Here is a 25,125-nt window from a genome sequence, read left to right as displayed (position 1 = left end):
CACACAATAATGGACTTGACCCCTTCGAGACAAATAAGCATGAAATATCACTCTTATTGGGTCGCGCTGCAACCACTGCACATCACCGAACCCTCCGAACTCACAGAACCGACCACCTAGAGTCCGCAAGCGTACCAACCGTATAAACCGCACCAACCGCATCAACCGCATCCCTGACTCCGCATCACGCAAATATCTAGATCCCCCAACAAGTCCCGCCACCCGCCTCCCGATCGTGTTGCCGGCATCTTCCGCGTGCTGCCTCTTCATCCGACCGCAAGATTTTAATATCGATAGCAAGATGCTGTTATTTACTCGCAAATGAACACGCTTTAAATTAAGAGTAGAAGCTAATTTAAGCGCAAGAATTTGTGATCATAACAGTCGCCAGGGAGGTAACAAAGTGGCAAAATCGTTGAAAGAAGAAACTCTCCGTCTTGGAGCGTGTTATTACCCGGAGCATTGGGAGGAGACGCTGTGGGAGGACGACTTCCGCCGCATGCGGGAGCTGGGCTTTTCCATTATCCGCGTGGCCGAATTCGCTTGGGCGTACATGGAGCCGGAAGAGGGGGCGTTTCAGTTCGATTTGTTCGAACGGGCTCTGGATGCGGCTCACCGCCACGGCATCCAAGTCATCCTGGGCACTCCTACCGCCACGCCTCCGGCTTGGCTGACGCACCGGTACCCTGAGGTTCTTAATGTAACCATGGAAGGCGTAACTTACCGGCATGGCATGCGGAAGCATACCAACTACAACAGTCCGGTTTACCAACGGTTCTGCGCCCGCATTACGAGAAAGATGGCCGAGCACTTCAAGGACCATCCGGCGGTCGTCGGCTGGCAGATCGACAACGAGCTCAACTGCGAGCTCAGCGTGTTCTACTCGGAGGCCGATCACGCCGCGTTCCGCGAATGGCTGAAGCGCAAGTACGGTTCGCTTACGGAGTTGAACCGGGCGTGGGGAGCGGTCTTCTGGAGCCAGACCTATACGGATTGGGAGCAGGTTCACCTGAGCCGGCCGACGCCCGCAGACTCGCCCAACCCGCACCTGGCGTTGGATGAGAAAAGGTTTATCTCGGACAGCGCGATCGGGTTCGCCCGCATCCAGGCCGATATTCTGAGAGAGGTCGTCGGGACGAAGCATTGGATTACGACCAACGGGCTGTTCGGCCATCTCGACAATCACCGGATGACGGAGGAGCTGCTGGATTTCTACACGTACGACTCGTATCCGCAGTTTTCTACGATTTTTCCGGATGAAGGCCCGGATCCCATGCTCGATCGCAAGTGGAGCTGGAACCTGAGCGTCGTCCGCTCTATCTCCCCGAATTACGGCATCATGGAGCAGCAGTCCGGTCCGGGGGGATGGGTGAACCGCATGAAGATGCCGTCGCCGAAGCCGGGTCAGATGCGGCTGTGGACGTACCAGTCGATCGCGCACGGCGCCGACATGGTCCTTTATTTCCGCTGGCGTACGGCCACGTTCGGCACCGAGATCTACTGGCACGGCATCAACGATTACCACAACCAGCCTAACCGCCGGGTGCTTGAGGCCGGACGGATCGGCGGCGAGCTTGCCCGGATTGGCGCCAAGATCGCGCAAAGCCGCTACGAAGCGAGCATCGCCATCGTCGGCGATTACGACAACGGCTGGGACGGGGAGCTCGACGTCTGGCACGGTCCGCTTGCCGCGCAGAGCACCAAAGCCTGGTTCAAGGTCCTGCAGCGGGAGCATATCGCGGTCGATTCTTTGACGTTGTCGGAGAGAACGACGCTTGCCGATCTGCAGCGCTATCGGGTGCTGGTCTATCCTCATCCGGCGATTCTGACGGAGAAGGCGGCCAATCTGCTCCGCGCCTACGCGGAAGCCGGAGGCACGGTGCTGTTCGGCGCTCGGACCGGCTATAAGGATGAGTTCGGACATTGCCGGATGATGCCGTTCCCGGGCTTCGCTTCGTCCTTGTGCGGAATCACGGTCGAGGACTTCACGGCGGTTAACGGGATCGCCGTAGCGCCGACCCTGCGCTGGGCGGACGAATCGGATGCCGAAGCTTCGACGGCCGCGGCCGCCGTCACGGCCGACAGCTTCAACGATATCCTGCGCGTAGAGTCCGCCAGCGTGAAGGTGCTCGCCGAGTACGCCTCCGATTATTACGCGGGCAAGCCGGCCTTGACCGTCAACGAGCTGGGCGATGGTCGCGTTTACTATTACGGCGCCGCCTACAACGAGGAGGCCGTGCGGCTGCTCCTGCCTCGGCTTGGCTTGCGCAAGACGGCGGAAGACCTCGTTCGCGCTCCGTCGGAAGTGGAGCTCGCGGTTCGCCGCCATGAGGAGAGCGGAGAAGCGTATACGTTCGCGCTCAATTACGCGGCGCATCCGGTCACGCTTCAAATGCAGCGAAGCGCCGTCGACCTGATCAGCGGACGCTCGCTTGAGGGAGTTGTCGAGCTGGAGCCGTACGGGGTGCTCATTCTCTCCTAAACGACTGGAGCCGTCCCATCATGAGGCAATTGGTGGGACAGCTCCTATTTGATTAGATTCGCTGCTGGAGAGGCGTCGCTTCTTCTCGCTCAATAACCGTATGTCTCCTCCTTGTCCAGATCCAACTGGTGACCGTTGATAGACAGGGCATGTTCGCCGGCCCACTCCACCTCGATCTCTTCGGTCCGCTTCTCGACGTAGATCTTTTTCTTGAACCATAGAGGCCCTTGCAGCTCTCCCCTCACCCCGAACGTCCCTGTCGCCCCCTCATCCCAACGGTAGAACTTGATGCTGTAACGGTCATCGGGAGAATGAACGGTACGAAACGGCTCCCGGTCCTCGCCGAAAATCGCTTGCAGGAGGAGAATCGCCGCCAGAGCCAGCATTAACGGCAAGGAGACGGCAATCGTCAACCAGCTTCTCGTCTTCGCGAACTTACCCGTTCCGCCGATCCCGATCATTCCTAAGATAAGGGCAACGGCGCTCGCCAGGAAAAGAACCGCTGCAGGAGGAGCAAGCTGCCAATAGTTTCCTAGGGTAGCGAACAGGGAGTTAACGGAAGCTGCCGCGCAGACGATCATGAGAACAAACGCCCAGGCGTTCACCTTGTTTTTCTGCAACATCTTGATCCTTTCACCTCGTCCTCGCGGGGGTACTTCCCCATAGGTTGGAACTTTCTACCTTAATAAACGTCTAACCAACAAGTTTGGTTGTCGATCGCATTGGAGAAGAATCACAACAAAGGGGGAAGCGACGAACGCATGAAGTACTTCACGAAGGAATGGTATCGGGAATCGCAGGTTTACGGCTTCCTGGTATTCCATGAGACGATGGAGGATTGGGAGGAGGATATCACATGGCATACAAGGGAGGGGCTCGATTTCGAAGAGAGGCAAAGGAACGATCTCGAGCGCCGCAAACCGGATTTGTTGGAGTTTTTGCCGGAATCGTTCCATCCTTACATCGAAGACGCTTCGATCCGCTTGCAATATCCGACTCCCGAGCTTAGGGAGATGGCGGCAATCTGGCGGGAGGACTACTCGACCCGCTCGAAGCGGTTGTGGGAGGAGCGAAGGACTAGCTATCAAGCGATCCGAGGCTTCTTGCCCGACAGTGCCGTTCAGCTTTACGAGAAGTCTTTGCACGACGCTAGGGTCCTGTCCGTCGAGCGTCCATCCGAGAGCGAGCTTGTTCTCTCCTTGGACTGCGGAGGCTGCATGCATTATTATACCGAAGTCAAGCTGACGTTCATCGGAGGGAGTCCGCCGTTCCCCGACATCCCGGTAGGAGGCTTCTGGCTGTACGAGGAGATCGATAAGACGGATGACGGCTTCGAGCTTCGGGTGCTGTTCGATTTCCCGTTGACGGAAGCGACGATTCGGGCGCGGGACGTTCGGATCGAGGTGTCCGCGGAGAACGATGCCATTTGAATTCCTTATCTGCCCCAACTAGAATAGAAGAGATACTGACTTTCATTCTGGAGGGAGCATACGCATGTACCGAAAGACGGAAGATTTTCTGGAGGATTGGGCCGCGTCCGCTGCGGGCACTTTGGCCGTGTTTAAAGCCATTACGGATGAGAAAAAGAACACCGCGATCGTGGAGGGCCACAGCACGCTTAACTGGTTGGCTTGGCATCTGACAAGTACGGCGGGCGTGTTCGGACAAATGGCCGGCTTGCAAGTGCCTTCGGTAGAACGCGGAGCTCCGGCGCCGGAACATATCGCGGACACCGCCCGCAAGTACGAGGAGATCGCCGAAGCTTATAAATCGGAAGCGAAGTGGACGGACGAGCAGATGGCGGAAGCCATCCCCGCGTTCGGCGGCCAAATGCCGCGCGGCAGTTTTCTTCGCAAGCTGATCGATCACCAGACCCATCATCGCGGGCAGATGACCGTTCTGCTTCGCCAAGCGGGCTTGCCGGTTCCGGGCGTTATGGGGCCGACTCGGGAGATGCAAGCGAAATAACGAATCAGAGGGCGAAGAGGTTAACCGGTCTATACTGGTTAGCCTCTTTATTTTCCAGAATGTTGAAACCATGCGTTCCTTCCAATCGTCTAACCTAGCGAACTTGCCGAAAGGGGCCATAGGAGCATGACTGGGTTTAATGCTCTTTATTTTCTGTTTTTTCTTCTCGTCTTGGCTTTCATAATCTGGTCAGTGTTCGACTTCGTACGTCAACCGGGGGAAGGCGAACAAGGCGAAGGCTTGACGGGAGCCCGTTTCTTCGACGGCGTTGTCCTCTCGATCTTCTTATTCATGATGATCTTCGGTTTTGTTTTCGATCACAAATACGGGGTGCCGGGAGGAGAGCCGCTGCAAGTTTTCGAGCAAACCGGAGCGAAACCCTACAATTACGCTTCCTTGTCCCATAAGCACAGCGCCGTCCTTGTCGCGGATTGGCTGCTCGGTTTCATAGCCTATTGGTTGCTGAGAGTTTATCATCGGCGGCTATCCCCGATCGTATACGCTTGCTCCAACGCCTTGCTCGCCATCAACGTCGTTCTGGCCGTCGTCTACGCCGTTCATACAGGCTTCTCCGATTATGATATTTTTACGGTGCTGCCCCTGCAGCTCGGGAGCTTGACGTTCGGTTTGCTGTACTTGGCGCAGCTCAAGCGCTCGCTCGACATCTGGAAGATGCTGCGACGGGAGGACAAAGAGGAGGAGTTGCCCGCCTGGCAGCGCCCGCTGCATCGCTTCATGCTGCGCGGTTGGTCGGGGGTGAGTTTATGGACCTTCCTGATGTTCCCCGTCCAGCTAGTCATTTCTCTGGTTCTGGGCTTGTTCGGGCAGAGGCCGGATGGCATCGTGCGTGCGTTCCTGGATACGAGCGGCTACCATTTGTCCAAGCTGCCGGCGCCCCCTCCGGAGATGCTGCCCGGCGACGGACATTATCTGTGCACAGTGGCCGCCCGGGGCCACTCTCGGGTGGTCAAGCCGCTTCGCGCGGGAATCCGCCATGGCGAGGCGATCCCGGTCAACCGCCAGCTATTAATTGCCAATGCGTTCGAGAACGTGCTGGAGCAATACGCGCCCACGTTCCATCGCAAGGTTCGCCGGCTTTACGACAAATACGGCTTTCCGATCAGCCGGCATATCCGCACGAAGGTTGCTGCCGACATCGTTTACTTGGCGATGAAGCCGTTGGAGTGGTTTTTCCTGCTCGTTCTGTACACCGTCGACGCCAAGCCGGAGAATCGGATTCACGTTCAGTACAGCGGCTTTAAGGAAAAAGGACGAACCAGGAGATGATTTCGGGGGCTTAAAACGCTGTAAGCCGATATTATCGGCTTACAGGTCCACAAAGCCGCGACTCAGTCGCTGTAAGCAGACATTATCGGCTTACAGGTCCACAAAGGCTCGCTCAAGTCGCTGTAAGCCGACATTATCGGCTTACAGACCCATAAGCCGAAACCAAAGCGCAAGAAAGTTTGCCAAAAAGGCCACTCTCCCCTATAATACTGAATAAACGTTCAGTATTACGGCAAGGAAGTGGGGGCGATAATGCATTGAACAAGAAGCAACAGCAAACCGAGCAGACCAAGAAGAAGATTGCCGAAGCATCCAAGGCGCTTTTTATAAAGAAAGGATTCAAAGCCACCGCGATCGAGGAGATCGTCAAGGCGACCGGGTGCAGCGCGGGCAACATTTATTATCACTTCAAGAGCAAGGAAGGCTTGTTCCTGCATCTCGTCCAGGAATGGGACAAGGAGTGGGAGGAGACATGGCTGGCGAAGGAATCGCTCTACAAGAGCACGGCCGACAAGCTGTACGGATTGGCCGAGCATATGGCGCTGGAGCAGATCAACCATCCGCTGACGAAGGCCATCGACGAATTCTTCACCAACGCCGAGAAGGACTCGGAAGTGGAAGAACGCATCGAACAGATGATCAAAGGATACGTTAACTTCAACAAGCAGCTCCTCCAGAGGGGCATCGACAACGGAGAGTTCAGGGCTCAAGACGTGACCGGACTCGCCATTATACTGGACAGCCTCCTGTACGGTCTCAGCCAACACTCCAAGAGCATGGACCGGGGACAGGCGCTGGCCGCTTACCGGTTGGCGATCGACGTGTTCCTGCATGGAATCGCCAAACCGTCGCCTTAGCTTTTTTTTATCAAAATCTAGAACGATTATTCAGTATTATTCGCAAGGATATGTGGAGGATTATACGGTATGTCCATCTTTGTCAAACATCACGGGGCGTTGCCCATCTTAATGTTGAACCTGTTCCTGGTATTCACCGGGATCGGACTTATTATTCCTATCATGCCGAGCTTCATGAACGAGTTGGGCATAAACGGCAGCTTGATGGGGCTCTTGGTCGCCGTTTTCTCGTTGACCCAGTTCCTGTTCTCGCCGCTGGCCGGCCGTCTGTCCGATTCGGTCGGGCGGAAAAGGATGATCGTCATCGGCATGTTCGTGTTCGCGGTGTCGGAAGGGTTGTTCGGAATCGCGAGCTCCCCGGTGCTGCTGTTCCTGGCACGGGCGCTCGGCGGCATCAGCGCGGCCATGATCATGCCCGCCGTCATGGCTTATGCGGCGGATATCACGACGGACGAAGAACGCGCCGCCGGAATGGGATACGTGAACGCGGCCATCACGACGGGCTTCATCATCGGGCCCGGAATCGGGGGCTATATCGCCGAATTCGGAATTCGGGCGCCTTTCTACGCCGCAGGTGTAGCAGGGGTTGTCGCCGCCTGCGTCACATTACTGTTCCTTAAGGAATCGGTTCCGGTTCAAGAAACCCGATCCGAATCTCCGGCCAAGGAGCAAGAACGGAGCAGTCTGCTGACCCAGTTGAGGTATTCGTACCGCGAGCCTTATTTTCTCAGCTTGGTTATCGTCTTCGTCATGTCGTTCGGGCTCGCCAACTTCGAGACGATCTATTCGCTGTTCGTCGACCACAAGTTCGGGTTCGATCCGAAGGATATCGCCTTCGTTATTACTTTCGGCTCGATTGCCGGCGCCGTCGTGCAGCTCACGGTCTTCAGCTGGCTGCTTAACCGGTTCGGGGAGAAGCGGATTATCTCGGTCTGCCTGTTCGTTGCGGGGTTGTTCATCCTGCTGATGCTGTTCGTGCACTCGTTCTGGCTCATCTTCGCCGTGACCTTCGTCGTGTTCCTGGCGATCGATATTCTCCGTCCGACGATCGGCACGCAGATGTCGAAGCTGGCCAAGGACCAGCAAGGCTACGTGGCGGGATTGAACTCGGCGTTCACGAGCCTCGGCAACATCGTCGGCCCTATCGTGGCCGGAGTGCTGTTCGATCTTGATATTAATTCTCCGTATGCGCTCGCGGCCGTGGTGCTGCTGATCTGCTTCGGGGTTTCGCTGAAGGGGCGTAAACGGAAGACACTAGCGGCAAGCTGATTGCTGCAAAAATAGCGAGGAGCGCGAAGATGACGATCTTGCGCTCCTTCTTTCATTTTCGGCACCTCGCCCGCCCATTTCCTACCCGTATATCATCCCAAAGCCAGAATCGGCATCTGACTCTCGGTTACATACCGCAACTTGTCGTTCTCCTGCGGAGACAAATAAATCTCCCGGCTCGGCAGCTCCGGGCTGATCCGATAGCCATTGCCTTCGATCCAGGAGCCCAGCTCGATGCTCACGGGAGTGTCTTCATCCGGGCGGCTGATGTGGGTCACCGTCGCGACGGTCATCTCGGGCAGCACCTTCGTTTGGAAGCGCGACGTATTCGATAGCTCTCGCGGGACGGGGCAGGCGATCTCCAGCTCGATGCTGCTCTCGCATTCCGGGCAGGCGTGCCACATGACCATGTGGGGAACGGTCGGCGCAACCCCGTTCTTGCGGAGAAACTCGTCGATCTCCTCGAACAAACCGGGGATGCTTGCGCGGCTTGTCGTCTCCTTGAGTGTCGCGACCAGCAAGGGCTCGACCTTCTTGACGACAAGCTCGTGGCGAAGGCGTCCGTCGCTCTGCCGTTCGATGCACCCAAGCCTGGCCTCTATGCGCCCCAGACGCTCCATTTCGGATTGAATCAACGAGTGGAGCTCCGCCTGCTTCAGCCGAAGCATTCCTCGAATCTCCGCGTTCGAAACGTTTTCTTTTAACAATTGCTTGATCTGCTCCAGCGTGAATCCCAGATCCTTGAACGCCAGTATCCGGTGCAGCTGCAGCAGTTGTTCGCTTTTATAGTAACGGTAGCCGCTCTGTTGATCCGTATAAGCGGGCTTGAGAAGCTCCAACTGGTCGTAGAACCTTAGGGTTTTGGCGGGGACCTGGCTTAGCTTCGAGAATTCGCTGATTTTGAACATTTGGTTCGATCGCTCCTCTCTACCTCTATGATAAAGCTTCCCGAGCGCTGGAATGTCAAGCGAATCTTTTTCCGCGGGCCGAGAGGCGAATAGTGCTTGACTTTCCCCTTGCGTGGAAAGTTTAGAATGACTTCACCATTCCTGCTATGACAAGAAAGGATAGTGAAGAGATCGATGATCAACGATATGGCGAAAATGACCGCCCGAAGAAGAAAGACGGCGCTGGTGCTGCTAACGCTTGCGATATTCGCCGTCGGGACGGCGGAGCTGCTTCCGATGGGGCTTCTTCTTCCGATCTCAAGCGACACGGGAGTCTCGATCTCCGTCGCCGGCATGCTGGTTACGGGATACGCGCTCGGCGTCGTCTTCGGAGGGCCGGTTTTGTCGGCGATGTCGGGCAGGCTTCCGCGCAGAACCGTCATGAATGCGTTTATGGTCCTATTTATCGTAGGCAGTGTCGTTTGCGCGGTCGCTCCTTCTTACGGCGTTCTGCTGGCGGGGAGAATCGTCAGCTCCTTGGCGCACGGAACCCTCTTCGGCGCCATCGTCGTGACAGCTAAGGATTTGGCCGAGCCCGGCAAGGAGGGAAGAAGCATCGCCTGGGTCGGCTCGGGACTTACCGTAGCCGTTATCCTTGGCGCCCCGCTCGGAACCTTCCTGGGGCAACAGTTCGGATGGCGGATTCCGTTCCTGGTCATTGCGTTGCTCGCCGCCGCCGCTTGGGTTGGCATGCTAAGAGGGATCCCGCCTTTGCCGCGCGTAGAAGGCGTCGCTTCGTTAAGGAAGCAGATCTCTATCGTCAGCCGCCCCGCTTTTATGCTGGTTTTGCTCATTACCGTTTTCGGAACGGGAGGGACCTTCGCCGGGTTTACTTACATTACTCCTATATTAGAGAGGATAACGGGCTTCTCCAGCGACTCCGTGACGATCGTCCTGCTGGTCTTCGGCGCGGGCTCCATTCTCGGCAACCTCGCGGGCGGCAGATGGGCGGACAAAAAGCTCTTGCCGACTCTGTTCGGGGGAATGCTGTTGCTTGCGGCGTCTCTGGCTATTTTTACGTGGACGAACGAGTTTAAGCCGGCTGCCGTCGTTAGCGTATTCGTATGGGGCTTCGCTTCATACAGCATCATTGCCCCGCTTAACATACGAGTGCTGCAGAAGGCCGGCGAGGCGCAGGAATTGGCTTCCGCGCTTAATATCTCCGCTTTTAACATGGGCAACGCTCTCGGAGCGTTCGTCGGCGGACTTGCGATCGATAGTTCTCTGGGACTGGCGTCCGTGCCCTGGGTGGCGTCTCTAATCGTAATAGTAGGGCTAGTATTGACGGTGTGGAGTGCCGCGTTGGAACGCCAGGAACGGAGAAGCGCCTGCGGAAGGCAAAGCGACCGTACGATTTCGCAATCAAATCCTAAAGGCGATTTAAACGTTCAATAACGATTTCGAGTCTGATAGGATAGAGGAGAAGTCATCAGTTATTGGATGGTGGGAAAATGAAGCCTAACGAACGGGAAGGTTTGACTAACGATATTATGGCCTTACTAGAGGCGGTTGCCGATCGGTTTATTCCGATGGACGCTTGGCCGTCGGCGTCGGAAGGGGGAGTCCTGTCCTACCTCGAACGCCGCGCGGCGGAAGATCCGGACGCTTGGGCGGAACGGATCGAACCCGGCTTGCGGGAGTTGGAGGCTAGGGCCTCCAACACTCATGGCCGCCGCTTTGCGGAGTTGTCGGCCGAGGAGCAAGACGGCCTGCTGCGCGAGATCGAGGGGGGGCAGGCTCCGGAAGGAGCGGAGTCTCCGCGTCCGTTCTTCGATGCGCTGTTGAATCTCGTCGCCGAAGGCTACTACGGAAGCCCGGAGGCGGGGGGCAACCCGGAGAAGAAGTCTTGGGACATGATCGGGTTCCGTCCCGGCGTCCTTCCCGGGGTCGGAGCTCCGGCTGCCGAGAGGGAGCTTCCCGTTCGAAGGCTTGACGAGCTTCGCGACCGGTACGACGCGGTCGTCGTCGGAGCCGGAGCCGGAGGCTCGGTCGCGGCGGCCGTGCTGGCGGAGGCCGGGATGAGCGTGCTTGTCGTCGAGCGCGGCAGCTGGCTTCGGTACGGCGAAGTCGGGCGGGACCATCTGCGTAACCATCGGCTCAGCCAGTACGGCCATAATACGGGACCGGGGACGACCGGGAATCCCCGCACGTTCTTGACGGCGAGCGGAGAGGAGCGGATCACGCTTCCTTATCAAGGCGATTATCACAATAACGCCATGACGGTCGGCGGAGGCACGCGGGTCTATGGAGCGCAGGCATGGCGATTCCATCCGGACGACTTCCGCATGGCGACTCGCTACGGGGTTCCGGACGGGAGCTCGCTTAGCGATTGGCCGATCTCGTATGAAGAGCTCGAGCCCTATTACGATCGCGCCGAGTGGGAGGTCGGCGTCTCCGGCAGCGGGGATGGCCATTCCGAATGCGGACGGAGAAGCCGATCTTACCCGATGCCGCCGTTGTCGCGCACTCTCGAGGCGGACATACTGGCGCAGGGCGCAGCGAAGCTGGGATGGGAAGCGGGGCCGGTTCCGCTTCTGATCAACTCCGTCGAACGCGACGGCCGGCCCGCCTGCGGCCGCTGCGGCCAGTGCGTCGGCTTCGCCTGCCCGACGGACAGCAAGAACGGAGGGCATAACACGATGCTCGTCCGCGCCGTCGCCACCGGCAACTGCGATCTCGTCTGCGACGCGATCGCGGAGCGTATCCTCTCCGAAGGCGGCAAGCGCGCCACCGGGGTTAGCCTTGCTCAAGAAGAGGCGGGGGCGATACGGCGCCGGGAGATTCGCGCCGGGCACGTGGTCGTCGCCGCGGGCGCCATCGAGAGCGCTCGTCTGCTGCTGAACTCGGCGAGCGAGTCGGAGCCGGACGGCATCGGCAATCGGCACGGCTTGGTCGGCCGGAACCTCCAAGGCCATGTTTACGCCGGCGCTTGCGGCTTGTTCGACGAGCCCGTGCAGGACGGCTTGGGACCGGGAGTAAGCATCGCCATCCTCAAGTTCTCCCATGGCAACGGGGACGGGATTATCGGAGGAGGGCTGCTCGCGAACGAGTTCACCCGGCTGCCGCTCATTCATTGGTACCGGGCGGTCGCGCCGGATGCGCCGAGATGGGGAGCGGCAGGCAAGGAGATGATGCGCTCGAGCTATTCCCGCACGAGCCAGATCCAGGGTCCCATGCAGGAGATTCCGACGCCGGAATCCCGGGTGCGCCTCTCCAAGACGGTGAAAGACCGCTTCGGGCTGCCGGTCGCCATGCTGTCGGGAAGCGTTCATCCGGAGACGCTCCGCGGAGCGACCTTCTTGGGAGAACAAGCGGAGAAGTGGCTATGGGCTTCCGGCGCCAGCCAGGTGTGGAGGACCGGGCCTTGGGGCGGGCTGAGCGGCGGCCAGCATCAGTCGGGGACGCTTCGCATGGGCAACCATCCCGCGACGTCCGTCACCGACCCGTCCGGCCGCGTTCACGGCTACGACAACCTTTGGGTCGCCGACGGGTCCGTGCACGTGACCAACGGAGGCGTAAATCCGGTGCTTACGATTCTGGCATTGGCGTTCCGTACGGCGGACAACCTGGTAAAAGGTGTATAATGGGGAGCGGAATGAAGCCATAGCCATAGTTACCCCAGTGCGAGAAGGAGCGATCCAAGCGATGTCGATGGACAGCAAACAAAGATTCTCCAACCGGGTCGATACGTACGTCAAGTATCGCCCGAGCTACCCGAAGGAAGCGCTCGACTGTCTGTTCGGAGAGGTCGGCATGAAGCCGGATTCGCTGGTGGCGGACGTCGGAGCGGGCACCGGAATTTTCTCCGCCCTGCTGCTCGAGCGGGGAGCGCGAGTCGTTGCGGTCGAGCCGAACGAGGCGATGCGCGAGGAAGCCGAGACCCGTCTCGCGGACGGCGGAGACGGACGGTTCGAAGCGGTTCCCGGCTCCGCGGAAGAGACGGGCCTTGCGGACCGCTCGGTCGATTTCGTCACGTGCGCGCAGTCGTTCCACTGGTTCGACCGAGAGGCGACCCAGGCCGAGTTCAAGCGGATTCTGAAGCCGGGGGGCCGTGTCGCTCTGATCTGGAACAACCGGGTGACGACAGGCAAGCCGTTCCTGGAGGAGTATGAGCAACTGCTGCTTGGCCTCGGCACGGATTATGCCCAAGTCAACCATCGCAACGTGACCCGGGAGCATCTTGAGGCGTTCTTCCGCGAGGGGAACGTACGGGAAGCACGATTCACAATCAGCCAGCTGTTCGATTTCGACGGCCTGAGCGGGCGGCTGCGTTCGTCGTCGTACAGCCCGGCTCCGGGAACGGCCGGCTACGAGCCGATGATGAAGGCGCTCCGCGAGCTGTTCGACCGGAACGAGCAGGGCGGACGGGTGTCGATGGATTACGTGACGGAAGTGTATTGGGGCGAGGTGTAAACCTTGCCGGACAATGGCTTGGGCGACCGGTTGGGTCTCCCGAGCCGTTTTGCCGTTTCCGGTAGCTCGCTCGAATGTACCTTTCGACTCTCGTCCGAATGCGATAAACCAACTGAACACCTCCACCCGCCCCCAGACGCTCCAGTTGAGTCGTGATTACTCATCTAGCCCCGCCATCCGGCACAAGCCGCCAGCACATGAGTAAATAATACCCAACTCCGCCCCTCCGCTTCCCTCCACCCGGCCGCGGCCGTCTTAATCCATGGAATTTTGCTCGAATAAGCCGCACCATTTTCTAAAATTTATAGCACGCCTCTATCATGCGGGCGCTTCCATCCTGTGTTACTGTAAGCATATAGGGAGGAGATTTCGCCATGCAGAGGATCCGGCAGCTGACCCAGAGCGTGTTCTTCAAATTCTCGGCTGCCTTCATCGCCGTCGGCTTGATTCCGTTGTCCCTCCTCAGCTTCTATTCCGTGCAGACCTTTACCTCGCACGTCGAACGGTATACGGAGGACAACCTGCGCCAGATGGTGCTATATATGAGCTACAACGTCAACTCGGCCTTGACGCAGTACGACGACATCTCGAAGCTGATGTACACCGGCCGGTACGACGGGTACGTAGAGGGCTCCGCCGACAACCAGACGCGCAACGTGAACGAGCTCGAGCAAATCAATTCCGTGCCGATCGACGGTTTTCTGAAAACGCTTCTTTACAGCGATTCCTATATGACGAGCGTGTACTTTATCCGGGAGTCGGACGGCAAGCTGTACTACCAGTCCAAGGTCAATACCGCGTTCGTGCAGGACAAGCTGCCGCTAGCCGAGTGGCTCCCCGTCCTGAGGGAGCGCCCGCGCAACGTCGCCTTTTTCCCCACGCACAAGATGGACTATTATCACGGTTCGAGCCGGGACGTCCTGACCGTGGGCCGCAATCTCATCGATACGTCCGGTCCTCTTACGTCCGAGCCTAGGGTGGTAGGAACGCTTCTGTTCGACGTCGACACGGCCATGTTCGATCCGTTCTTCGCGGAGATGAAGCTTAGCCAGGGCGACGAGCTGTTCGTTCTGGACGGCGGAGGACGGGCGTTCTTCAGCAACAGGCAGGACGTCTATGGAAGCGCGGCCCGCGTCGAGACTAAGCCGAACGGGAAAATGCTCACGATCAGCGAGCCGATTCCGTATCTGCAGGGCACGGTCGTGGCGAGCATCTCGAAGAGCCGGCTGTTCGAGCAGCTGGCGACGACGCGTTCGGCCGTGTTTATCGCCATTCTCGCGTGCGGCGGCGTTCTCATCGGGATGGGCATCTGGTTCTCGCGCCGGCTTGCCGCTCCGATCCGAAGCGTCATCCAAGGGATGGTGAAGGCGGAATCCGGCCACCTGGAGACGAGGGTCGCGGTTCGCAGCCAGGACGAGATCGGCCGGCTCGGCCACGGCTTCAACCGGATGGTCGCCCGCCTGAAGGCGTTCATCGACGACGCCTACGTCGCGGAGATCAAGCAGAAGCAGGCCGAGCTGAACGCGCTCAAGAGCCAGATTCGCCCGCATTATTTGTACAACACGCTGGAGGTCATTCGCATGAACGCGGTGCACAGCGACGCCCCGGAAGTCGGGGAGATGATCCTGTCGCTCTCGAATCAGTTGAAGTACGTGATCGATTACGGGGAAGAATGGGTGACGCTCCGGGAGGAGCTGGATCATCTGCGGGACTATTTCTATATCATCGAAGTCCGGTTCGAGAACCGGTACGAGCTTCGAATCGACATCGCGCAGGACGTCAACATGGACTGGGCCGTGCCGAAGCTCAGCCTGCAGCCCTTCGTCGAGAATGCCGTTCAGCACGGGCTGAAGCCTCAAGGCCGCGGCAGCATCGAGATCTCGATCGTCCGGCAGCAGGACAGGCTTGCGCTGACGGTTACCGACGACGGGATCGGAATGGACAAGCCGGAGGCGGACCGGATCGCGAAGATGCTGGCGAGCGGGGGAGCGCCGGCCGGCCACGTCGGGATCAAGAACGTGCACGAGCGCATCCGGTCGTTATGCGGGGAATCCTTCGGAGTCGCGGTGACCAGCCGCCCGCACATCGGCACGTCCGTTACGCTCGAAATACCGATAAGGGAGGTGCCGAAGCATGATCCGGATTCTGCTCGCGGATGACGAGCCGCTTATTCTCAAAGGGCTTCGCAAGCTGATCGACTGGGAGGCGCTCGGCATGGAGATCGTCGGCCAAGCCGGAGACGGCGGCGAGCTGCTGGAATTGCTGGAGAGCCTGCGTCCCGACCTGATCATCAGCGACATCAGCATGCCGCACCTGTCGGGCATCGACATCATCAAACGGATCAACGAGCGGGGGCTGCTGGTCAAGGTCGTGTTCATCAGCGCCTACCAGGAATTCTCCTATGCCCGCGACGCGGTGGCCTTCGGGGCGGTAGATTATCTCGTCAAGCCGATCCGCAAGCCGCAGCTGGAGCAGGTGCTGCGGAAGGCCGCTCTGCTCATTGGCGAGCAGCAGGAAGAGGAGAGGCGCAAGGGCAAGCTCAAGCTGTACGAGCGCAAGGTTCGCCAGGAAGAATTGGAGGAAGGGTTCGGCCGGCTGATCGACGGGACGCTGCCCCCTGCCTCCGAGACCGTTCGCCTTCTGACGGCGGAGCTGAAGGGGCCGCGCTTCGGGGTCGGCATCGCGGAAGCGGAGCTGGGAGGCGAATCGGACAAATGGAGCGAGAAGGAGAAGAAGCTCGTCGATTTCGCCATGGGGAACGTTCTGCAGGAGGCGATCGGCGGCTCGGGAATCGGCCATGTTTTCCGACATAACGGCAGACTCGCGTTTATCTGCTCGGCCGGAAGCCCGGAAGAATGGACGCGGCTGGCGTCCGAGCTCCATCGCAGCATCCGGACGTTCCTTAAGTTAAGCGCCGCGATCGGCATCGGCCGGCTGGCGGATTCCGCGGCCGGCCTTCCGGCCGCTTACCGGGAAGCGGAACAGGCGCTCGGGATGACCTATTTCGTCGGTCTCGGCCGCGTCATCGCCTATGAACCTCCGGCGCCGGCCGAAGCGGCCCGTTCCGCGAACGAAGGGCTGGACCGCCATCAGCGGCGAGTGACCGCCGCTTACGCGGCGGGCGACGCGAACGCCGTTCGCGAGGAGCTGGACCGGATGCTGGAGGCGATCCGCGCCGCGGCGCTCGGCAACCGGCCGCTTGCCGTCGCGACGTGTTTCTCGGCGATGACGTACATCGTCCAGGAGCTTGGCAAGCAGGGGCTGCTGGAGCCGGAACGGGCCGCAGGCCGGCAGGAGCTCCAGACCCGGCTGGACGCCCTTCCTTCGTTCGATCGGCTGAAGGAGGAGATCGCGGCCATCGCCGAGGAGCTGTTCCGGGCCATCGAGGCGGAATCGGGGAACAAGGACAACGCGGTGATGGCCAAGGTGAAGCAATATATCGACGACCATTACGCGGAGGACGTGACGCTGGAATCGGCGGCCGGCGTGTCGTTCATGAACCCGAGCTACTTCAGCTACTTCTTCAAGAAGCATACGGGGCAGAACTTCAAGCAGTACGTGACGGAGGTCCGAATGAAGGAGGCGGTCCGCCTGCTGCTGCGCACGGATCTAATGGTCTATGAGATCGCCGAGCGGGTCGGGTACAATAACGCCCGCCATTTCAGCGACCTGTTCCGCCGGATGTACGGGCAGCTGCCCAACGATTACAGGCAGGCGAAGAGCCGCCAGGAATGACCGGGAGCTCCCGGTCATTCTCGTTCCAAGGGCGCGGCCGGCCGATGGGCAACCTGCTCGAAAATGCCGCACCTCGAGCTAAAGAAATTGCATTCTAGACGAACCGGCGATTTGGTACTCTTAACCCAAGGTAAGCGTTTACCGGGAAGCATCCGGATGCTTCGGGCGGCGCGGCCGGACAACATATATACGAATAGGGGAGACGAATACACGATGGTATCTACGAAGACGGCTAAGCTGGTTACCTTGCCGCTCGCGCTTGCGCTCGTTCTGTCCGCATGCGGCGGCAACAACGACGGCGGATCGAACGGAGCGGGCGCGAGCGCTTCGGGCGGAGAGGCGAGCCAGCCGGCAGGCTCGGGCGGCGCTTCCTCCTCGCCCGCGAAGGAAGTCAGCTTCACGATCGGCTACGCGACCGGCGATCCGGCGACCAAGCAAGCGATCGCCGACTCGATCAAGGCGTTCACGGAAGCCAATCCGACTATCAAAATCAAGGATATCAGCGAAGGAACCACCTCCTCCTACCTCGACTGGCTGAAGACGAAGGACGCCGTCGGCGAATTCCCGGATCTGGTCGAGATGCGCGATACGGAGGTGTTCGCGGAGGCGGGCAAAATCGTCGAGCTGCCGTCGGAGCTTCGCGACCTGTTCAAGACGCTGCCGGCCGTGGACGGCAAGATCTACAACGCGCCGCTGACGCTGAATGCTCCTCAGGGCATCATCTACAGCAAGAAAGCCTACGAAGAAGCCGGAATTACGGAGCTCCCGAAGACCTACGACGAGTTCCTGGCGGCCCAAGAGAAGCTGAAGGCCAGCGGAATCACGCCGATCGTCGTAGGCGGCAAGGATATTTTCCACATGGGCTTCTGGCTCAACAAGTTCCTGATCGACGAGGTATACGCAAGCGATCCGGACTGGAACTCGAAGCGCACCGCCAAGCAGGTCAGCTTCACGGACGCGAACGTCGTCCAGGCGATGACCGACTACAAGGAGCTGTTCTCGAAGTACGTGGACAAGGGCTGGCTCAGCACGGCGGACAACCAGACGGCTTCCATTCTGGTCGCGGGCAAAGCGGCCCAGCTGTTCTCCGGACCGTGGATGTTCACGCAGATTCAGCAGGCCGACCCGAGCTTCGAATTCGGGTTCTACGCCCTGCCGGACCGCGAAGGCAAGCGCAGCGTGATCGGCCTTCCGTCCCCGGCGGGCTGGAGCCTCTCCTCGGAAGCGGCGAAGAACGCGGACAAGGCGGCGGCGATCGAATCGTTTATCCGGTTCTTCTTCTCCAAGGATCAATACGCGAAGTATCTGACGACCGTGAACGGAATTCCGTCCACGAAGGAAGAGATCTCCTACCAAACGACAGAGCAGATGCAGACCGTGCTGGAGCTCATGAACGACGAGACGGTCGCGAAGTCGCTCGCCATCAACAACTGGTGGGGCGAGAACCAGATTCCTCCGCAGTTCCGCAACTGGTATTACAAGCTGATGCAGGAGCTGGTCGTCAAGGACGGCGACGTCGCGGAGTACATGAAGAAGGCCGACGAAGAATACGACACCGAAGTGGCGGCGAACCAACAATAAACGGCCGACCGGCAGTGCACAAGGGGAACCTCCGCTGGCCGCGGGGGTTCCTTCTTGATTAAGCAGTTCGCGCATGAGAGGAGAGAAAAGCATGGCCATGCCGTATGTAAGCGAAGAGAAAAAAGCTTTATCCGCGTCGGTTGCCAAGAGACGAAGAAAATGGCAATCGTATGCCCTGTTGTTCATTTTGCCCTCGTTCATCCTGTACGCTCTGTTCGTGATCGTTCCGACGGCAAGCAGCGCGTACCTCAGCTTCACGTCCTGGGACGGCGTCAGCAGCGACATCCGGTACATCGGGTTCGCCAACTTCGAGGAGATCTGGCACAGCGAACGCGTGCATAACGCGCTCAAGAATACGCTCCTGATCACGGCGGCGCTCGTCGTGCTGGAGAACGTCGTCGCCATCGCGCTCGCGATGCTCGTCGACAACGTCCGCTGGCTCCGCAACCTGTTCCGCACCGTGTTTTATTTTCCGGTTCTGCTGAGCGGGATCGTCATGGGCTTCATCTGGAACATCATTCTCAACTACAACTTCGGCGTCCTGAACCAGCTTCTGGCCAAGATCGGCCTCGAATCGATCGCCATCGACTGGCTGGGCGACCCGAATTATGCGATGATTTCGATTATTCTCTCAACGGTATGGAAATCCGCGGGTTACTATATGGTCATCTATCTGGCCGGTCTCCAGAGCATTCCCGCCGATCTGTCGGAGGCGGCCGCCATCGACGGCGCCAACCGCTGGCAGCAATTCCGCCACGTCACGCTTCCGCTGCTGGCCGGCGCCATGACCGTCTGCTCGGTGCTGTCGATGATCGGCTCGCTCAAGATCTTCGACCAGATCGCGGTCATGACGGACGGAGGCCCGGGCTTCGCGACGGAGACGCTGACCTACATCATCTACAAGGTGGGCTTCAGCGAGATGAGGCAGGGCTTCGGAACCGCGATGGCGCTCGTGCTGTTCCTGCTCATTCTTATTATCACGGTCATTCAGGTCAAGGTGCTTCGCAAAAGGGAGGTGCAGCTCTAGGATGGACAGAAGACGCAAGTGGAGCAACGCGATCCTTTTCCTGATCACTCTGGCGCTGGCCGTCGTCTTTTTCTTCCCGATCTTCTTCAACCTGATGTCCGCCTTCAAGAGCAATCCGGAGATCATGCGCGACGCCGTCGCTTTTCCGAAGACGTTCTATCTGGAGAGCTTCGAGTATCTGCTGACCGAGACGGACTTCCCGGCGGCGATCGCGAACAGCCTGCTGTTGACGCTGCTGTCGATCCTGTTCATGGTGCTGATCATCCCGATGGCGGGCTACGCGATCGAACGCCATGACCGGCCGTGGACGAGATTCGTATTCGTATTCTATCTGGCCGGGATGATGATCCCGTTCCAGGCGTACATGATCCCTCTGTTCAAGGAGCTAAAGATGCTAGGCTTGTTCGGCAACCTGTCGGGACCGATCGCCATCTACATCTCCGGTTCCGTCGGCTTCGGCTGCCTGCTTTACACGAGCTTCCTGAAGGGCATTCCGCGGGAGATCGAGGAGTCGGCCGAGATGGACGGGTGTACGCGCTACGGCATTTTCTGGCGGATCGTCTTCCCTCTGCTCGGGCCGTGCACAGCCAGCATGATCGTCCTGCAGGGACTTGGAATCTGGAACGACTTCCTGATGCCGATGCTTGTGCTGCCTTCGGGCGAGCCGAAAACGATGATCGTGGAGATCTTCTACTACGTGGGCGAGTTCTCGTCGCGCTGGGACATGATTTTCGCGGGAACGACGCTGTCCATCGTGCCGGTGCTGATCGTATTCGTGTTCCTGCAGAAGTATTTCGTCAAGGGACTGGCGTCCGGCGCCATCAAGGGATAAAGAGCATAACAGGGGAAAGAAGGCGGAAGGAATGCTGAACGGAGCCGAACAGGCGTGGGTTGGCGAAGTCATCGCGAGAATAACGGAGAAAATGAGCTGGGTCAGCGAGAAATCGAAGGATAAGATCCCCTACACGGCGATCGGGGGGGAGCATGACGATCGTTCCTCGCATAATCCGAGCGGCAACGCGGCCGACGGGATCAACTGGTGGACGAACGGCTTCTGGGGCGGCATGCTGTGGCTGATGCACCACGAGACCGGACATGAGAAGTACAGAGCAATCGCGGAAAAGTCGGAGGCCAAGCTGGACCGCTGCTTCGAGGAGTTCTGCGGGCTGCATCACGACGTCGGGTTCATGTGGCTTCCGACCAGCGTGGCGAACTATAAGGTGACGGGGAATCCGGATTCGCGCAAGCGGGCCTTGCACGCCGCCAACCTGCTGGCCGGGCGCTTCAACCTGGCGGGCGGCTTCATCCGCGCATGGAACGACCTGGACGAGGGGGACACCCGGGGCTGGGCGATCATCGACTGCATGTTCAACATCCCGCTGCTCTATTGGGCAACGGAGGAAACGGGAGACCCGAGGTTTAAGCAGATCGCCATGAGGCATGCGGACACGACGATGGAGGCCTTCGTCCGGCCGGACGGCTCGGTCAACCATATCGTCGAATTCGATCCGGCAAACGGAGGGGTGGTCCGGACGTATGGCGGGCAAGGGTACGAGGAAGGCTCCTCCTGGACGAGAGGGCAGACGTGGGCGCTGTACGGCTTCATGATGAGCTATCGGCATACGGGCAAGCCGGAATACCTCGACACGGCCAAGCGGATCGCGCATTACTTCATCGCGAACATTCCGGAGGACGGCGTCATTCCGGTCGACTTCCGCCAGCCGAGCGAGCCGCGGCTCACGGACGACACGGCCGCGGCGATCGCGGCCTGCGGCCTGATCGAGATCGCCAAGGCGGTCGGCGACCGGGAGCGGCGCCTCTATCTGGACGCGGCGCTCAAGCTTCTTAGGACGCTAGACGCGCGCTGCGACTGGTCCCGAGATTCCGACGCGATCGTGCAGTACGGCTCGGCGGCTTACCATGCGGCGTCCCACCATCATCCGATCATCTACGGCGACTATTATTTCATGGAAGCGATCTTTAAGCTGAAGGGCAACGAACTGTATTTGTGGTGAGGCGAAGCGGGTACGGGGATGGCCCCGTACCCGTTCTCAGCGTTCCGGCGCTGCTTGCCCAAGCGTTTTCGCATAAATAGTTGTCGTATACTTCGTAATGGCTTCGTCGTAATCCGGATACGGGTATCCGTGGCTTTCCGATACGGCCTTCGAGTATTTTCTAAACAATTCAAAACAGGAGAATAAAGATCGCCACGTCTCCGGGTACCCGTTCCCGGAATAGGTGGACAGGAGGCGTTCCCAATCTTCATTCGGGAGGTAACGATCGATAAATTTATAGTTCTTCCCTACGCTGAAGTCGTACCCTCGCTCCGACCCGATTTTCCAGGCCATCATTCTCAATAGATTCGGTCTAGCCACCTCGTTCAGATGGTCGATGGCAAACAGGATTTCCTTCCTCGCCAAGCCTTTTGCCACGTAAGTGGAAACCATCCAGAACTCGTTGCAGCAATCGTCGAATTCCCTTGCGGTCGGCTTTCGGATCCAATATTGACGATCGTTCGCGACGACTTCCTTCCCGATCCGAGCGTCCTTATCGAGCAAGACCTCCACTAACCCGTCGCTGTTGGCGAAGTAATCCTCTGCCTCGCTAATCGGAATAAGCGTAAGGTCTACCTTGTTCCCATCCTCGAACAGCATTAAATAGGAGAACCAATTCCCTAACTCGGGCGGAAAAAGCTCCATGTCCTCGGGCTTCTGCATCATGAGGCGATTCCCGAAAGCGCTCAGCCACCGATCATTCTCCTTAAAGGAATCCATGTCCGTCACAAAGTAAGAGATGTCATAGTCTTGGAACGGATCGGGGGGAATGTTCTTGTTGGTCCGCGACCCTTCCAACGTGACCAGTCGAATTCGATCGTCATTCCTTGCAAAATCGAGCAGGATGTTCATCATTTCTTGTTCGCTTCTCAATGGTCATCCTCCGTTCCGGTCGTTAAGTCGCTTGCGGCCATTGTTGACCTCATTATATCTTGTTCTCTATTTATCGTCTTCTTCTACCGCTCCTGCCGGACCGCGCGGCTTCCCCGCGTCGCTTCAGTGGCGACGGTTATCCCGCGAACCCGACGGCGTTCCCTTCCTATGAGGACGATGCCCGCGATAACGAGAAGGCCGCCCGACCATTGCGGCCATCCCGCGGACTCTCCCAGGACGAGGACGGACAAGAGCAGCGCCGTAAACGGCATCAGCCCGGAGAAGGCGGCCGCGGTCGTCGCCCGGCAGCGCTTGATGCCTTCGTACCAGAAGACGAACGCGAGAGCGGTGACGATCGGCCCGTACCAGATGAACGCCAGCCATTCCGTCCATCCCAGCGCGGCCAGGCTGGCGGCGGGATTCTCGAACAGGGAAGGGATTAGGCACAGAACGAATGCCATGGCGGTTACCAGAGTCGTCTGCACGATCGGGGACACGGGCTCTTCGCGGGCGGACCCGCTCTTCAGGGCGCCGAAACGGGACAAGATGTTGAACAGCGATTCGCTGATCGCGGCGCACAGCACCAGGACGTTCCCCAGGAGGTGACTCGCCTGGAACGCCTCGCCGGCCGTCGGCCATCGCTGGATCAGCAGGATGCCTCCTATCGTGCAAGCCACCCCAAGAAGCTTCGCCCGGTCCATCGTTTCTTTAAGCGCGGCATAGGCGAGAAGGACGGTGACGGCCGGAGTCGCTCCGGTTAAGATACCTGCTTCTCCCGCGCTAGTATGCTGCAGGCCGTACAGCAGAAACAGGCGGAACAAGAACATCCCGAACAAGGCCTGAAGCGCCAGCACCGCCCATTGTCGGCGGGACAAGCGGAGCAACGTTCTCAAGGCCTCCTTCCCGCACAAGGGAAGCAAGAAGAGCAGAGCTGCCAGCAGGCCGACCGCCGCAATCGTAAAAGTCCCCGCTTGGCCGCTAAGCAGCCGCGCCGAGATGACCGAGCTGCCCGCCAGCGAGAACGCGCCGAACAAGCATAGCATTCCTTTCCAACGTTCCAACCTCCCACATCCTTAAAGAGAAACTGTGCTACAATCGTAATGGAACAAACTGGTTCGGCCAAGAACCAGTTCAGCGCCAATTCATGAGGACCAGTTGGAGGGAGCATGTGGGGAATCGAGTTGAGAAGGGATAGCGAGGTGCCCCTGAAGCGTCAGATTTATCAGGCGCTGACGGAGCGAATCTTAAGCGGAACGCTGCAAGGGGGAGAAGCCCTCCCGTCGACGCGCGAGTTGGCAAGCGGGCTTCGGATCTCCCGCAATACCGTGAACGAGGCTTACGAGATGCTGATATCGGAAGGCTTCGTCCTCAGCCGCCAAGGTTCTCCGACCCGGGTTGCCGAGGGCTTGCGCCTGCGCCGGGACGTCCGAACCGACAAGGGCGCCTCGCGGCCGGAGACCGCGCCGACCGCTTGGTTGGCCGACTTCCGGACGGGGCAGCCGGATTTGCGGCAGTTCCCTCGCTACGTCTGGCAGCGGCTCTCGCAGAACGCTCTCCGCGGCATGACGCCGGAGCTGCTCGGCTATACCGGTCCGCAGGGCTTGCCGGCGCTGCGCGAGGAGATTGCCGCTTGGCTTCGGCGAAGCAAGGGGATGGCCGTTCGCGAGGAGGACCTCTTCATCACGGCGGGAGCGACTCATGCGCTTCATGTTGCGGCCGACTTGGTCTCCCGCGAAGGACGGGAGATTCTCGTCGAAGATCCCTGCAACAAAGGGATGCTTCAGATCTTCCTGAATAAAGGGTGTACGATCGGGAGAATTTCCGCGGACGAGCAAGGCTTGCGGACGGAAGAACTGGACGGGCGCCAAGCCTGCGCCGTTTATGTGACCCCTTCCCACCAGTTCCCCCTAGGGGGGATCCTGCCGGCCGGCCGCCGCGCCGCCCTGATCCGCTTCGCCCGGGAGAGCGACAGCTATATCGTGGAAGACGATTACGACAGCGAGATCAGGTATTACGGCGATCCCGTCGCTCCGTTGCATGCGATGGATCCCGAGCGGGTGATCTACATCGGAACCTTCAGCAAGGTGCTGTTCCCGGGGCTCCGGATCGGGTACGCGATCGTTCCTCCCGAGCTTCAGCCGCGCTGGCGCTCCCTGCGCACCCATACGGACGTGCAGAATCCGCCCTTCGAGCAAGCCGTTCTGGCGGAATTTCTCCGTACGAGAAAGTTCGACCGGCATCTCGGCCGGATGCGCAAGCTCTACGGGGAGCGAAGGCAGGTTCTGCTGGCGGCCATGGAGGAGGCCTTCGGGGATCGATGGCGTTCCTGGGGGGACGCGGCCGGCTTGCATCTTGCCGTGCAATTCCCGGGCAGGCGATTCGACGATTCCTTCCTCGAAGCCTGCCGGAAGCGCGGGATTCGCCTCGCCTCGGTCGAACAGCACGCCCTTCGGAAGGGCGATCATCGGGACAAGCTGCTGTTCGGGTATGGCCATCTGGAGCCGGAGGAGATTCGCGGCGGGATTCGGCTGCTGAAGGAGTTTATGGACGAGGGCGTCGCCGATTCGTGAAGAGTTCCGATAGATAGAGAAGGCTGCCCGTTTCGGGCGGCCTTTATCTTTGTTTAAATCTC

The 25,125-nt window shown here is 59.3% G+C and carries 20 protein-coding genes; 16 read left to right on the top strand and 4 right to left on the bottom strand.

Annotated elements, in window-relative coordinates; translation table 11 throughout:
* Positions 1 to 403 precede the first annotated feature (403 nt).
* Positions 404 to 2,482, top strand: a complete 2,079-nt coding sequence (locus H7B67_RS13245; RefSeq protein WP_185120290.1) for a beta-galactosidase — start codon at positions 404 to 406, stop codon at positions 2,480 to 2,482.
* Positions 2,483 to 2,571: 89 nt separating this feature from the next.
* On the opposite strand, the gene H7B67_RS13240 is transcribed toward H7B67_RS13245, so the two are convergent.
* Positions 2,572 to 3,105: a DUF5412 family protein gene (locus H7B67_RS13240; RefSeq protein WP_185120289.1), complete on the bottom strand. Its 534-nt coding sequence runs from the start codon at positions 3,103 to 3,105 to the stop codon at positions 2,572 to 2,574.
* 99 nt (positions 3,106 to 3,204) lie between these two features.
* Here H7B67_RS13240 and H7B67_RS13235 point away from each other — a divergent pair, with 99 nt between their 5' ends.
* The 5 genes from H7B67_RS13235 to H7B67_RS13215 all read left to right on the top strand — a co-directional run bounded on the left by H7B67_RS13235 (position 3,205) and on the right by H7B67_RS13215 (position 7,863).
* The gene (locus H7B67_RS13235; protein WP_245364136.1) at positions 3,205 to 3,912 is read left to right on the top strand and encodes a DUF4085 family protein; all 708 of its coding nucleotides are present in this window, start codon (positions 3,205 to 3,207) and stop codon (positions 3,910 to 3,912) included.
* Positions 3,913 to 3,976: 64 nt separating this feature from the next.
* Positions 3,977 to 4,450: a DinB family protein gene (locus H7B67_RS13230; protein WP_185120288.1), complete on the top strand. Its 474-nt coding sequence runs from the start codon at positions 3,977 to 3,979 to the stop codon at positions 4,448 to 4,450.
* Positions 4,451 to 4,576: 126 nt separating this feature from the next.
* Positions 4,577 to 5,737: a DUF6688 domain-containing protein gene (locus H7B67_RS13225; protein WP_185120287.1), complete on the top strand. Its 1,161-nt coding sequence runs from the start codon at positions 4,577 to 4,579 to the stop codon at positions 5,735 to 5,737.
* A 257-nt stretch (positions 5,738 to 5,994) separates the two neighbouring features.
* Positions 5,995 to 6,594: a TetR/AcrR family transcriptional regulator gene (locus tag H7B67_RS13220; protein ID WP_185120286.1), complete on the top strand. Its 600-nt coding sequence runs from the start codon at positions 5,995 to 5,997 to the stop codon at positions 6,592 to 6,594.
* 69 nt (positions 6,595 to 6,663) lie between these two features.
* Positions 6,664 to 7,863: an MFS transporter gene (locus tag H7B67_RS13215; protein WP_185120285.1), complete on the top strand. Its 1,200-nt coding sequence runs from the start codon at positions 6,664 to 6,666 to the stop codon at positions 7,861 to 7,863.
* A 92-nt stretch (positions 7,864 to 7,955) separates the two neighbouring features.
* Here the strand turns inward: H7B67_RS13215 and H7B67_RS13210 are convergent, their stop codons facing one another.
* Positions 7,956 to 8,771 (bottom strand): MerR family transcriptional regulator, encoded by an 816-nt coding sequence (locus tag H7B67_RS13210; protein WP_185120284.1) that lies wholly within the window; start codon positions 8,769 to 8,771, stop codon positions 7,956 to 7,958.
* Positions 8,772 to 8,945: 174 nt separating this feature from the next.
* On the opposite strand from H7B67_RS13210, the gene H7B67_RS13205 reads away from it, so the two are divergent.
* From H7B67_RS13205 to H7B67_RS13165, 9 genes are all read left to right on the top strand, one after another.
* Positions 8,946 to 10,205, top strand: coding sequence for an MFS transporter (locus H7B67_RS13205; RefSeq protein ID WP_185120283.1), 1,260 nt, complete (start codon positions 8,946 to 8,948; stop codon positions 10,203 to 10,205).
* Between the two features lie 56 nt (positions 10,206 to 10,261).
* Positions 10,262 to 12,394, top strand: a complete 2,133-nt coding sequence (locus H7B67_RS13200; RefSeq protein WP_209649250.1) for a GMC family oxidoreductase — start codon at positions 10,262 to 10,264, stop codon at positions 12,392 to 12,394.
* A 67-nt stretch (positions 12,395 to 12,461) separates the two neighbouring features.
* On the top strand, positions 12,462 to 13,223 hold the full coding sequence (locus H7B67_RS13195) for a class I SAM-dependent methyltransferase (RefSeq protein ID WP_185120324.1): 762 nt from the start codon (positions 12,462 to 12,464) through the stop codon (positions 13,221 to 13,223).
* 374 nt (positions 13,224 to 13,597) lie between these two features.
* Complete coding sequence (locus H7B67_RS13190) at positions 13,598 to 15,382, top strand: cache domain-containing sensor histidine kinase (protein WP_185120282.1); 1,785 nt, start codon at positions 13,598 to 13,600, stop codon at positions 15,380 to 15,382.
* On the top strand, positions 15,357 to 16,958 hold the full coding sequence (locus H7B67_RS13185; RefSeq protein WP_185120281.1) for a response regulator: 1,602 nt from the start codon (positions 15,357 to 15,359) through the stop codon (positions 16,956 to 16,958). The genes H7B67_RS13190 and H7B67_RS13185 overlap by 26 nt, the downstream gene beginning before the upstream one ends.
* Before the next feature lie 213 nt (positions 16,959 to 17,171).
* Positions 17,172 to 18,539 carry an ABC transporter substrate-binding protein gene (locus tag H7B67_RS13180; protein ID WP_185120280.1) on the top strand — a complete coding sequence of 456 codons (1,368 nt, stop codon included), beginning with the start codon at positions 17,172 to 17,174 and terminating at the stop codon, positions 18,537 to 18,539.
* A 91-nt stretch (positions 18,540 to 18,630) separates the two neighbouring features.
* Entirely contained in the window at positions 18,631 to 19,566 is a 936-nt protein-coding gene (locus H7B67_RS13175; protein WP_185120279.1) for a carbohydrate ABC transporter permease, read from the top strand.
* A gap of 1 nt (position 19,567) precedes the next feature.
* A complete protein-coding gene (locus H7B67_RS13170; protein ID WP_185120278.1) occupies positions 19,568 to 20,398 on the top strand; it encodes a carbohydrate ABC transporter permease in 831 nt (276 codons plus the stop codon).
* 31 nt (positions 20,399 to 20,429) lie between these two features.
* Positions 20,430 to 21,581 (top strand): glycoside hydrolase family 88 protein, encoded by a 1,152-nt coding sequence (locus tag H7B67_RS13165; protein ID WP_185120277.1) that lies wholly within the window; start codon positions 20,430 to 20,432, stop codon positions 21,579 to 21,581.
* A gap of 36 nt (positions 21,582 to 21,617) precedes the next feature.
* On the opposite strand, the gene ant(6) is transcribed toward H7B67_RS13165, so the two are convergent.
* Together ant(6) and H7B67_RS13155 are read right to left on the bottom strand one after the other, a co-directional pair.
* Positions 21,618 to 22,493 (bottom strand): aminoglycoside 6-adenylyltransferase, encoded by an 876-nt coding sequence (ant(6), locus tag H7B67_RS13160; protein WP_185120276.1) that lies wholly within the window; start codon positions 22,491 to 22,493, stop codon positions 21,618 to 21,620.
* An 83-nt stretch (positions 22,494 to 22,576) separates the two neighbouring features.
* Positions 22,577 to 23,554, bottom strand: a complete 978-nt coding sequence (locus H7B67_RS13155; RefSeq protein ID WP_185120275.1) for a DMT family transporter — start codon at positions 23,552 to 23,554, stop codon at positions 22,577 to 22,579.
* 105 nt (positions 23,555 to 23,659) lie between these two features.
* Between H7B67_RS13155 and pdxR the strand changes: the two genes are divergently transcribed.
* Positions 23,660 to 25,063, top strand: a complete 1,404-nt coding sequence (gene pdxR / locus H7B67_RS13150; RefSeq protein WP_185120274.1) for a MocR-like pyridoxine biosynthesis transcription factor PdxR — start codon at positions 23,660 to 23,662, stop codon at positions 25,061 to 25,063.
* Positions 25,064 to 25,125 lie beyond the last annotated feature (62 nt).

The sequence above is a fragment of the Cohnella thailandensis genome, from assembly GCF_014212135.1.
Lineage (GTDB): Bacteria > Bacillota > Bacilli > Paenibacillales > Paenibacillaceae > Cohnella > Cohnella thailandensis.
This window is presented reverse-complemented; position numbering and strand designations above follow the sequence as displayed.